Raw genomic sequence first — 13132 nt, forward strand, 5'->3', positions numbered from 1 at the left:
TTCTCGATTGGTGATCATAAATATTTATTTAACTTGGAATCTGTGCTGGTGAAAGGCAGATGAAGGGTTGGGCTGGGGGTAAGAGGAACATAATTGAATTAAGAAGCAGGCACGCTTTTCGGCTTTGGCCCAAGGCAAAGGATTTTTAATCGTAGTCTTGTTTTTAGTGGCGAGAGAGTCTCTCGTTAAAATGCGGCGATCAGTTTAGACGTGAAGGCTCACTCTAATAAACCTTAAGGATATCGTATGTTTTCTGCCTCGCCTTACACCAGGATCTTCTGGGATGAATATATTATCAAGCCGCAGTCATGCGAATATAACCTGGTTCTGGATCAGGACATCGAAGGTGATCTGGATTTAAACAGGCTGTGTTTGGCCGTAGAGGGTATAAGTCGAGACTATATTCTGTTTAATCATGTTCTCGATGAAAAAGATGGACAGCTTTTCTGGGTGAAAGCCGATAACCCCATAACCCTCGAGTATTTCGATTCACCCTGCGATGCCCAATCCCTGGTACGTACTCCCTTTGACCTCCGCCAAGGGCCTCTCTGTCGCTTCCATCTGATCAAGACTGGCGAACGACGTTACAACTTTCTTGTCGTCGTACACCACGTGCTACTGGATGGCCTGTCTGGCGACGAGTTTTATGCCTTGTTATCTGAATATTACAACAAGGGCCCGCTTGGGCTCGCGCCGGCAGAGGCGTTTAGTGATCTCCTCGATTTATATGCGCGCTATGAAGATGACGTTGCTCAATTGCGTGGGCGGTTTGACTCGACCGGGTTCTGGCGCGACTTGTTGTCTGGTTGTCCGCGGCGTGCCGAGTTGCCCTGCATATCCTCCGGACAGAGGCAAGAGACAGCGGGCGAAGTGCGTTTTGATGTCTCGTTCGCCGACTGGCGAGATCTGAAGGCCGGGATCAAATATGCCAATCATTTTCTAATATTCAAGACGTTGTGGGCGATCTTGATTGCCCGTCAGACGGGGCAGGAAAAAGTTTGCATCGCCTATCCTGTCGCAGCGGAAGGAGGGGAAAAAGTCTATTATGGCGGGCAGGTGAATACCGCGGTATTTCCCTTGGCGTTACTTGCTGATTCGAACTTTTCAAGCTTGTATAAAACGACCCTCGACTATACGAAAAAACTTAAGGTCTCGGGACGGCTGCGCCACTCCAAGTTGCCGGTTCATTACATGCTCAGCGAGAGTCCGGTTGCCGAATTGAACGTCAGTTTTTCCCAGGGTTTTCTGAAGAATTTTCCGTTGACATTTGATGGTTGCCGGGCACAGGTCAATCATCGCTTCAATGACGACCTGGCAGGCACTGAATTGTTGTTGGAGTATCAGCAGTCGAAAGACGCCTTTGAGTTCAGGCTCAGGTATGACGCGAATCTATTCGACGCGGTACAAATGGCTGAACTCGCGGAGCAATACCAACATTTGCTGTGGTCGTCACTAAGCGAGCCGGATCGGCCGCTTTCCACGCTGCCATATTTATCCGAAGAGCAGGCGCAGCGTCTAGAAAATCAATCCAATAACGACAGTGAAGTGCCGCTGGAACACGTCACGACGCTGTTCGCCGGTTTTGAGGAAAATGCCCGTCTTTACCCCACGCGGATGGCATTGGTCGACAGCCGGCAGGCATTCAGTTATGGGGAGCTCGCGCAGCGTAGCAGCGGCCTGGCGCGTAGGTTGCGTGAGGAATATCTGCGTATTTGCGGCGAGGAAATGCCGGCCGATACCTTGATCCCCTTGTATGTGCAGCGGGGGGCCAACGCAGTCGTGGCCATGCTGGCAATCATGAAGGCTGGCGCGGCCTATGTGCCTTTGGACCCTTACGCCCCCGCGCAACGGCTGGCGTATATCCTGAGCGATGTGGGCAGCCCCATTGTCTTGACCGAAACGGCTCTTGAGAGCTCATTGAAGGAAAGTACGGCCGATAGCTACTGCCTGCTGATCGATCGGCCGGGAGACCGAGTGTCTGGCAAAGAGCCGATACTGCTTCCCGAGGTGAGCGGCGAGCAGTTGGCTTATGTCATTTATACCTCCGGGACAACAGGGAAGCCCAAAGGCACGCTGTGCGAACATCGGGGTGCCGCGAACATGATTCTGGGTCATGGCCGCCGGCTGCTGAGTCGTGAGCAGGGTGTTCTGAACTGTCTGCAATTTGCCACCCTGGCCTTCGACGCGCATGTGTTCGAAGTCTTCATCGCTCTTAACAACGGGCATCGCCTGTGTATCGCCAGCGAACCCCAGCGCCTGGATCTTGAGTTGCTCACCGCGCAGATGCGCGAGTGGCAAATCAACTTCTGCCTTCTGCCGCCCGCACTGCTGGGTCCCCGTCCTCTATTGCCGGACTCTCTGCGTTGCCTTGCCGTAGGCGGGGAGTCGACTTCGCAGGATGTGCTCGATCACTATCTGGCGGCGGGTTTGCAGGTTGCCAACCTGTATGGGCCCACCGAAGCCTCGGTCAGTGTGAGCATCAACCTGTATCGAAATAATGGTGCCCGCAATATTGGCCTGGGCATTGCCAATATGCGCTGCTACGTGGTGGATGAGCATTTTCACCCGCTGCCATTGGGGGTTGAAGGCGAGCTTTGCCTGGCGGGAGTCGGCCTTGCCCGCGGTTATCTCAATTTGCCGGAACTGACGGCCTCGGCGTTTATCGAAAACCCCTTCAGCCAGGATCCGGACTACCGTCGGCTGTATCGCACCGGCGATCGTGTGCGGCGCCTGGCTGATGGCAGCCTGGAATACTGTGGCCGAGCGGACCAGCAGGTGAAAATTAACGGTTACCGCATCGAGTTGGGTGAGATCGAGAGTGTGATGCGTGCCGTGCCGGGAGTGGCCGAAGCACTGGTCACGGCGCGCAAGGAGCCTGCGCCGCAGCTTCAGGCCTGGTTCGTCGTCGCTTCCGGCAGCGATCTGACGGTCGAGGGGTTGTGGCGGCAGTTGAGTACCCAATTGCCGGCCCACATGGTGCCAACGGCGATGATGGCGATCCCGAGGATCCCGCTGACGGTCAGTCGAAAAGTGGATTACCGAGCGTTGCCCGAGCCGGCGATGATCGATCAGAGTGTCCCTTTCCGCGCGCCTGGCAATGAGTTGGAAAGCCGGTTGCTGGCGTTGTTCAACCGCCTGCTTGGTAGCCACGCAGGCATTGACCATCACTTCTTCCGCTTGGGCGGCAACTCGATTCTGGCGATCAGGTTGTGCCATGAAATCTATAAGGCCCTTGGCATAAAAGTATCGGCGCTGACACTGAACCGGTATCCGACGGTGGCGCTGCTGAGTGAGCATCTTGCCCAGCAAGAGCGGACGCTGTCGGAACCCTCGATCGCAAGGAGCGGGCGCAGCGAGGCGCGGCTGTCTTTCCAGCAGTCGCGCTTGTGGTTTATGGAGAATCTGTCGGGTGGCGCCACGCATTACCTGTCGCCGGTGCTGTTGCAGCTGTCCGCCGATGCCGACTGCGCGACCTACATCAAAAGTTTACAGGCGGTGGTGGCTCGTCATCAGGTGCTGCGGAGCCTGATTCGCCAGGATGAAACGGGCGAGGCGTATCTGCATGTCACCGAGCAGGAGCTGGCGGTACCGATCCATTCGGTGACGCAAGTGCAGTTCACTGCCTGCCTGCAACAGGCGCTGCAGCAGCCGATTGACCTGCTGCGCGATCTGCCGTTGCGGGCAGCGATCTACCGCTACCGGAATGAGGTCGGGGCAGAGGTTACGGTGAGTCTTCTGGTGTTCCATCACATTGCTTTCGATGGCTGGTCAATGGACGTGCTGCTGCGGGAGCTGGCGGCGCTTTATCAATATTTCCTCGGGCAAACGGAACAAGCTCCCCCGGCGCTTGATGTGCAATATCTCGACTATGCGGTTTGGCAGCGTGAGCAGTCCGATGACCGGGCCAGTGCCGAGGCCCTGGCATTCTGGGATCAGGCGCTGGATGGCTACCAGCAGCTGGATATTGCTCCGGATTACCTTCGCCCCACGTTTTTTGATGCACGCGGCAGTCACTGCGAGGTCCTGCTGACTGCATCCTTGGTGGCAGCACTCGAGTCGTTGGCCCGCAAGGAAGGGGTTACGCTGCATGCCGTGCTGTTGGCCGGCTTTACCCTGTTACTGGCACGTTATACCAACCAGGATGACATCGTGGTGGGGACACCGTTGGCCAACCGAAGCCAGCCGGAGTTGGAAAGCCTAATCGGCTTTTTCGTCAATAGCTTGCCGCTGCGCAATCGGGTGCCTGACGAACTCTCGGTGTGCGAGTTTATCCGCCAGGTCGCGGCCAATACGGCGCAAGTGCAACAACATCAGAGCTTTCCGCTGGAGCAACTGGTGGATCGCCTGGGAGTGCCACGGGACTTTTCGCGGCATCCACTGTTTCAGGTGATGTTCGCTCTGGAAAGCACGGTGGGCGCCGCTTGCCCGGATTGGCTTTCGGTGGTGGATCTGAGTGCGTATGAGCAAACGGCCAAGTTCGACTTGACCCTCACGTTGACGCCCGTTGCCGGGCGGATCAATGCCCGGTTTAACTTCGCCACCGCGCTGTTCAGCCAGGACACGATCAGTCGCCTGGCCGGCTACTACGTCACGGTCTTGCAGCAGATGGTCGAGGGGGCCGAGCAGCCGCTGAGAAGCCTTGGCCTGGCGAGCGCCGCGCACATGCAGACGCAGCTTGCGATGGCTGAGGAGCGGCGTTTCGAGTATTCGTTCGAGCGTACCCTGCAGCACGATTTCATCCGTTACGCGCAGCAGCATCCGCAGGCCGTGGCGGTGATCGATGAGCTGGGTGAAATGACCTATGGCGAGCTGTATCTGGCGGCCCTGACGCTGTCTACCCAGTTGCGCTTGCAGGGCGGCATGACAGGCGAGGCGATTGCGATACTCGCGGACAAGGGACGCCTGCAGCCTGTGGCGATACTGGCGGCGCTGATGTGTGGCAAAGCCTTCCTGCCGATGGATAAAGGCTGGCCGTTGCAGCGCCGCCTGGGCGTGATGGCCCAGGCGAGCATCAATACCCTGTTGAGCAGCGAGCCATGGGAGACGTCGCAGATCAATGTCGTCGGCCTGAGCGCCACGGGGCAGGCCCTCACGCTACCACCGCCGGCGCGGCTCTTGCCTGCCGTCGATGCCGCTGCGGACAGCCTGGCCTATATCATCTTTACCTCTGGTTCTACAGGCACGCCAAAAGGCGTGGCGATCGAGCATCGCAGTGTGGTGAATATGCTCGAAGGTACCCGTCGTTATTTCGCTATCGACGCGTACGACCGCAGCCTGGCCCTCAGCGCGCTGAGTTTCGACCTGGCCATTTTTGACATCTTCAGCCCTCTTTCAGTGGGGGGCGCGGTCGTCATGCCGGCCGAGAACGATCGGGTCAACCCGCAGGCCTGGTATCAATCGATCATCAACCATCGCGTTACGGTGTGGCTGAGCGCGCCCGCGCTGCTGGAGCTGTTGCTGGACTATGTCGGCAATGCCGGACTTCTCTCCGGCCCGGTACCCGCGTTGCGCGCGGTGATGGTAGGGGGGGACTGGATTGCCACGTCATTGCCTGAACGCTGTCGGCAGTGGGCCCCGCACAGCCGTTTCTGCAGCGCCGGTGGCGCAACGGAGGCGGCGGTCTTCTCGATTCTTTATGAGGTCCCGCAGGAACCAGTCCGGTCGGTCAGCATTCCGTATGGCAAGCCGTTGCCACACGAGCGTTTCTATGTTCTGGATGCTGAATTGCGACCGCTGCCTGTGGGGGTGAAAGGCGAGATGTATATCGCCGGTGAAGGGTTGGCGCGCGGCTATTACGCGGATGCACAGCGCACCGCCGACAGCTTCTTCTGGCATGAGCACTTGCAGGAACGCGTCTACCGTACCGGGGATGCCGGGCGTTTCCTCAGCGACGGCAACCTCGAGTTCATGGGGCGGATAGACCAGCAAGTCAAAATCAACGGTTACCGCATTGAACTGGGGGAAATCGAGAACATCACGCTGTCCTATCCCGATATAACCATGTGTTGCGTGGTATTGATTCAGCATCCGCAACCTTATCTGGCGGCCTACTTGGTCGCTACCAAGGCGGTGGACATTCAAGCGCTGAGTCAGTATCTGCGTGGTGAGTTGCCGCAATACATGCTGCCAAAGGCGTTTATCCAGCTGGACAGCATGCCTCTGACCGAGAACGGCAAGATCGCCCGAAAATCGCTGCCGCTCCCCGAGAGCGAACAACGCCCCCTGGTCGCCGCCGAGAGTGATCTGGAGCGCGAGTGCTGCCTGATCTGGGGGGGATTGTTGAAGTTGGAGCGCGTCAGCGTGGAAGACAACTTCTTCTCCCTGGGCGGCAACTCCATTCTGGCAATCCAGGCCTGTTACCAGATCAGCCGCAGGTTACGGAGGGAGGTCACCCTGGGCGAACTGGGGCAATATCCGACGATCCGCGCCTTGTGCTGTTACCTCAAGCTTAACGGCAATGAGTCCGGGCCTTTGCTGATTCCGGCGCTGCAGCGTGATACCTGGCCACTGTCGTTCTCGCAGATGCAGCTGTGGTTTATCGAGAAGCTCAACGGTGGCAGCAATCTGTACCACGTACCGATGCTGTTCCGCCTGAGCGCCGAGGTCGATCTGAGCGCTTATCGCCAGAGCCTGAAGTCCATCGTTGCCCGCCATCACGTGCTGCGCAGTGTCATTTGCCAGCCGTCGGCTCTTACCGCATTGTCGAAGTTGACCGACAACGAGTTGCGGGTGCAGCAGTTGCGGCTCGATGCCGCTGGCTGGCAACAACAGTTGCTCGGCGACATTGACCGGCCATTTGCTCTCGATTCGGAAATTCCCCTCAGAGCCAGTCTCTATGAGGTCCGCCAGCCTGACGGCAGTACGATCTTGTACAGCCTGATTGTCGTGCATCACCTGGCCTTCGATGGCTGGTCACAAAACCTGTTCCTGGAGGAGTTGCAAAACCTCTATGAGTCGTACCGACGAGGTCAGCAACCGACATTGCCGGACCCGCTCCTGCAATATGGAGATTACGCTTGCTGGCAGCGTGAATACCTCGATTCGGCTCGGTTGTCAGAACTGAAAACCTTCTGGCAGCACCAACTGCAGGGCTGGCAAACGCTGGAGATGCCGCTCGATTTTGTGCGGCCGGCGCAGTTTGACCACCGCGGGGCCAACCATGGCATTGTATTGCCCGAGGCGCTGATGGCTCGGGCCGAGCAGTTCATTCGACGGGAAGGCGTAACGCCTTTTGCGCTTTTCCTGTCGGCATTCAATCTGCTGCTCAGCTGTTTCAGCGGCCAGCAGGATGTTCTGGTCGGTACGCCGGTAGCCAACCGACCGACGACGGAAACCCGATCGGTAGTGGGTTTCTTCGTCAATACCCTACCGTTGCGCACGCAGATCAACGACGAGATGCCGTTGTCCGAGTACGTGCGCGAAGTCTTCAAGTCTGTGCTTCAGGTGCAGAAGTATCAGAGCCTGCCGCTGGAGCAGTTGATCGATGCTCTGCAGGTACCACGCGATCTGTCGCGGCATCCGCTATTCCAGGTGCTGTTTGTGCTGGAGGATGACGGGCAGACCCCGAATTTGCCTGATTGGCTGGAACCGCAAAGCCTGATCGAGCAGTACCAGGCGGCAAAGTTCGACCTGACCCTGAACATACAGAAAGAAGGTGAGCGCGTGCAGGCCGTATTCAACTACGCGACCGCGCTCTTCACTGCCCCAACCATGAGCTGCCTGTCTCGGTACTATCTGCGCATTCTTGAACAGATCGTCGGGGAGGGGCATTTGCGGATCAATCAGCTGGAGCTGGTACCCACTGTAGAGGTCCGGCGGCAGCGCGAAGCCTGGAAGTCCTGCCCGCCAGCCTATGATTTCGAACGGGCGATCCATCACGATTTTATCCAGCATGCCCGGCAGCAGCCGCGAGCCATTGCGATTATCGACGGCCTTGGCGAGCTGACCTACGGTGAGTTGTATCAGGCTGCTCTGACTCTGTCGTTGCAGCTGCGCCAGCATGTGGACATGGACGCCGAGACCATTGCGGTCATGGTCGACAAAGGTCGGGCCCAGATCATCGCGGTGCTGGCGATCGTGATGTCCGGCAAGGCTTACCTGCCACTGGACAGCTCCTGGCCGGAAGGTCGGCGGCGGGATGTTCTCAGGCAGTCGCAAACCCGGGTGGTGTTCAGCAGCAAGCCATGGAAGGAGGAACCCGAGGCCAGGCTGCTATTGATCGATCCATACGGTGCGGTTGCCATGTTACCCGCCGCGAGTATGGGTGAACCCATGCTCCCCGACGCGTCTGAACTCGCCTATGTCATCTTTACTTCAGGTTCTACCGGTGTCCCCAAGGGCGTCGCCATTGAACATCGGGGGGCGGTGAACAGCATTGTCGACACCATTCAACAGCTCAATCTCAATGCCCTGGATCGTGGCCTGGCCCTTAGTGCTCTGAGTTTTGATATTTCGGCGTTTGATATTTTTGGCTTGCTGTCGGTGGGTGGCACCATGGTGATGCCATCGGAAGCGGAGCGTTACCAACCGGATGCCTGGCATCGTTTGATGGTGACCCATGGGGTGACGTTCTGGAACTCCGCGCCTTCGGTGATGACATTGCTGGTGGAGTACCTCGAATCCGTCCAGGCCGATGAAAATGGCTGGCCGATGCTACGTACGGCGGTATTGGTAGGGGAGGTGATTGCCAAACCGCTACCGGCGCGTATCCGCCAATGGAACCGAGGTTGCAGGGTGGTCAGTGCCGGCGGCGCGACGGAAAGTTCCATCTGGTCGATTCTCTACGACATTCCGGATGCTCCGATACTGGCGCCGAGCGTGCCTTATGGCAAAGCCATGGCGCATCAGCGCTTTTATGTACTGGACAGCCACATGCGCTTGCTGCCGCCTTGCTTGCCCGGCGAGCAGTACATCGGTGGGGCAGGCGTTGCCCGAGGCTATTTCCGCAATGAACCGATAACCCGGGAGCGATTCATCTACCACCCTGAACTGGACGAGCGGCTTTACCGGACCGGGGACGCGGGACGTTATCTACCTGACGGTAACCTGGAGTTCATGGGGCGCATGGACTTCCAGGTGAAAATCAATGGCTACCGGGTCGAGTTGGGGGAGGTGGAAAGCCAGGCTCTGGCCTTTGACCCGATAAAATCCTGCTGCGCCATCGTCTGCAAGGATGAAGTTCAAGAGCGTCTGGCGTTGTACTACGTCTGTGACGAGCCGCTGGTGGAGTCCGAGCTGCTGGAGTCCATGAGTCAGCGGTTACCGCTGTACATGATCCCGACCGTCTTGATACGCCTGCCGGCGCTGCCTTTCAACTCCAGCGGCAAGCTGGATCGCAAGGCGTTGCCCGCCCCCGGGCAGAGAGAGCAGAACCACTACGTCGCGCCCGCCAATGGACTGGAACAGCAATTGTGCGAGCTGTGGCAGGTCACCCTGAAGCGCGAGCAGGTCGGTATGGCGGATGACTTCTTCAGGTCGGGAGGCACTTCGCTCATGGCGATCTCGGTCTGCATGAAGATGTCGGAGTTGCTGAAAACCTCGATCCCTGTCGTCAGGCTTTTCCAGTGCCGTACGTTGAGAAACCTGTTGGCGGTCACTGAAAGTGGCCTGGTGATACCGTTGAATCCGGCAGAGAGCGGCGCGCCAGTGTTGTGGATGATTCATCCGGCCCTGGTTGGGGCCGAAGTCTTCTATCCCCTCGCGCAGGAGTTCCAGGGCAGGATGAACTGTCAGGGCATCGATAATCACAACCTTTATCACCAGCCGACGATCAGCTCACTTGGGGCGCTGGCTGACCGGTACCTGGATGAAATGATTGTCAATGGACTGCAGGTGGATACCGGCAGGGTGCATATCCTGGGCTGGTCGCTGGGCGGGTTGATTGCCCTGGAAATTGCCGCCAAGTTGGAGCAACGGGGAGCTACCGCTGTTTCGCTCTATCTGCTCGATAGCTTCTACCAGCAGGGCACGGCGGAGATTCCGCTTGCCGCACTGCTGCCAGTGCTGGGGCTTACGGGAGCCGCCGCCGAACGTGCCCGGAGGGTCGCCGAAGTGGAGGAGCAGTTGTCGCAAGGGCAGTTGAGCGTCAAATTGCAGGCGACGACGGTCACGTTGTTCAAGGCGATGCAGGCCAATCCGCAGTTGCCGGGCTCTGTGATGAAGTCGCTTGTTGCTGTCACGGATAACGGGTTGGGCGCGGCTTGCTCGCAGCTGAGCGTCGTCCCGCTTGCCTGCCATCATCACAACATTCTGGAATCCAGCGACGAGATCATCAGGGTCATTACCGGATCAATAATCTGAGAAGGAAGCTCGGCAGCGGCCATGTGGGTCGCTGCCGGTCCTGAAAAGAGCCACGGTATGACAAGATGATTGGACTTGACCCCATCGAGCTGGCAACGCATTTCATTACGGACGGCATCGGTATGGTCTGTCTCCTGCTGGACAGAAGCCGTATTGATCTGGGGCAGTTGCTGCAACATGGCGCTGAACTGCCTGTAGACATTCAACATAGTGTGCACACGAGGAGAGTCGAGTACCTGGCGGGCCGCTATTGTGCCCGCCAAGCGCTTGGCCAGCTGGGTGCCGCTACATGGGCAGTAGGGCGCAAGGCCGATGGTGCACCCGACTGGCCCGAGGGCGTTCTGGGCAGTTTGTCTCATACGGAGGAACGGGTTATTGCCTGCGTGGCGTGGCAGTCCGAATGGAGCGGGCTGGGTATCGACATCGAAAAGATCGTGGGTACAGAGATGCTCCTGTCGCTGGAACATCTGGTCTTCACCCAGACGGATAAATTGCAGATGCAGGCATCGCACTTGAACTTACTTGAAACCGCCACGCTGATCTTCTCCGCAAAAGAGGCGTTTTATAAGTTTATCCATCCACAAACGTCTGCCCGTCTGGACTTTAAGGATGTGTCTCTGCAGGCATTGGATAGTGACGGGTTTACCATCGAGCTTCATAAGGATCTTGGCGCGCCCTGGAGAAAGGGTAGGCGGGTGCGAGGGAGTTACCTGTTCGAGTCGAACCATGTAATTACCCTCATCGCCAAGTCCAGGACTCATCCTGATAGTTAATGCTGAGCGAGTCAAAATGTCGCAGGGGGGATGTACTAAAAGCGCGGAGGATATATCAGATGAATAAGAAAGACGGATCACTGGGTAGTGATCCGTCTTTTCCGTTTATTCCGGCATGGCCCAGGATTGCAGTTTGTAACCTTCCTGGCTCAGTTCGGCGCGGGCCTGTTTCAGCAGGTCTTCCAGTTGCGCCGGGTCGGAGTAGGCGCTGCTTGGAATCTGTTTGCGGCCAATACGGGTATTGGTGCGGTCGATGACGGTCAGGCTCAGTTCGCCGTTACCGTCTTGTGGGGCCCAGGCGACGCATTGGAATGGCTGGAATGCGCGGTCGGCGATCAAAAGTGCTTCGTTGATACGGAGCGGGGCGTTCATGGGGTCTTCTCTCTATGTGCCCAATCAAATGATGTGCCGTCGGTTGGGCTTACCGTTCGGCTGGTTACTTGTACTGATGTCTCGAACCAGGGATCAGGTCACATAGAAAGACCAGAATTTACAACTTTTGTTCACACCCGCGATGCAGAGCCTTCTTTTGAAAGCTGAATGAAAGATTGGCGCACGGAATTAAACCAGGCTTTTGGATCCATGTAACAGTTAGTCCAAATGGTGATTGGCGCTATAAACAATCGATACAAGACCCCCGTCAAGTAATTGCTAATGTTACAGCCAGGTTTGCCAAACTACTGTTTCTAATAACTTTTCCTCTTTTTGGCGCCAAGGAACAGTCATGCTTGAAGCGACCGCCTTACGCCGCCTTTTAGTGGTTGACCCGTGCGACGATTGCCATCGTCTGCTGCCTGGATTACGCACGGCGGGCTGGGATGTCGACAGTTGTGACCTGGAAGCGGCCGTCGATCGCGGCTGTGACGTCGGCTTGCTGCGTTTGCAGGCTTTTCACCTGGAGCGACCGGAAGCGGTCAAGGACCTGATCAGCCGCAGCGGCACCGAGTGGATAGCGGTGCTCAGCCCGGAGGTGCTGCGCCTGCAGAAAGTCGGCGATTTCGTCTGCGAGTGGTTTTTCGATTTCCACACCCTGCCGTTCGATGTCTCGCGGGTCCAGGTGACCCTCGGGCGGGCCTTCGGCATGGCCCGCCTGCGTGGCCAGGGGCACATCCATGTCGCTCAGCCCGAGCATGAGTTGCTGGGCGACAGCCGACCGATCCGCGACTTGCGCAAACTCTTGAGCAAACTGGCGCCCACCGAGTCGCCGGTGCTGATTCGCGGCGAAAGCGGTACCGGCAAGGAACTGGTGGCCAGGACCCTGCACCGCCAGTCGCAGCGCCACAGCAAGCCCTTCGTGGCGATCAACTGTGGGGCGATCCCCGAGCACCTGATCCAGTCCGAACTGTTCGGCCATGAGAAGGGCGCGTTCACCGGCGCCCATCAACGCAAGGTCGGGCGTATCGAGGCGGCCCATGGCGGCACGCTGTTTCTCGACGAAATCGGCGACCTGCCGCTGGAGCTACAGGCCAATCTGTTGCGCTTTTTGCAGGAAAAACACATTGAACGCGTGGGCGGCAGCCAGCCGATCCCGGTGGATGTACGGGTACTGGCGGCGACTCACGTCGACCTCGAGGCGGCGATCGACAAGGGGCGCTTTCGCGAAGACCTGTATTACCGCCTGAACGTGTTGCAGGTGGTTACCGCACCATTGCGCGAACGGCATGGCGATATCGGCATGCTGGCCAGCCATTTTTCCCACTTCTATAGCCTGGAGACCGGGCGCCGGCCGCGCAGTTTCAGCGAGGACGCACTGGTGGCCATGGGCAAGCACGACTGGCCGGGCAATGTCCGCGAGCTGGCCAACCGGGTGCGGCGCGGCCTGGTGCTGGCCGAGGGACGGCAGATCGAGGCCCGGGACCTGGGGCTGCTCAGTCCGCAGGCCAGCATCGCGCCCATGGGCACGCTGGAGGACTACAAGCACCGGGCCGAGCGCCAGGCCCTGTGCGATGTGTTGAATCGGCACAGCGACAACCTGAGTGTCGCGGCCAGGGTGCTGGGCGTATCGCGCCCGACTTTCTACCGGTTGCTGCACAAGCATCAGATCCGCTAGGGCGGTGCGA

The 13132-nt window shown here is 58.2% G+C and carries 4 protein-coding genes; 3 read left to right on the forward strand and 1 reads right to left on the reverse strand.

Annotated elements, in window-relative coordinates; translation table 11 throughout:
* Positions 1–246 precede the first annotated feature (246 nt).
* A complete protein-coding gene (locus PVZ80_RS13940) occupies positions 247–10299 on the forward strand; it encodes a non-ribosomal peptide synthetase (RefSeq protein WP_273864077.1) in 10053 nt (3350 codons plus the stop codon).
* A gap of 65 nt (positions 10300–10364) precedes the next feature.
* On the forward strand, positions 10365–11072 hold the full coding sequence (locus PVZ80_RS13945; protein WP_016704789.1) for a 4'-phosphopantetheinyl transferase family protein: 708 nt from the start codon (positions 10365–10367) through the stop codon (positions 11070–11072).
* 105 nt (positions 11073–11177) lie between these two features.
* On the opposite strand, the gene PVZ80_RS13950 is transcribed toward PVZ80_RS13945, so the two are convergent.
* Positions 11178–11444 (reverse strand): hypothetical protein, encoded by a 267-nt coding sequence (locus PVZ80_RS13950; protein WP_009048883.1) that lies wholly within the window; start codon positions 11442–11444, stop codon positions 11178–11180.
* A 352-nt stretch (positions 11445–11796) separates the two neighbouring features.
* Between PVZ80_RS13950 and PVZ80_RS13955 the strand changes: the two genes are divergently transcribed.
* Entirely contained in the window at positions 11797–13122 is a 1326-nt protein-coding gene (locus PVZ80_RS13955; protein WP_009048884.1) for a sigma-54 dependent transcriptional regulator, read from the forward strand.
* Positions 13123–13132: the final 10 nt, after the last annotated feature.

It is taken from the genome of Pseudomonas sp. B3G-3 (genome assembly GCF_028640915.1).
In the GTDB taxonomy this organism is placed as follows: domain Bacteria; phylum Pseudomonadota; class Gammaproteobacteria; order Pseudomonadales; family Pseudomonadaceae; genus Aquipseudomonas; species Aquipseudomonas chlororaphis_I.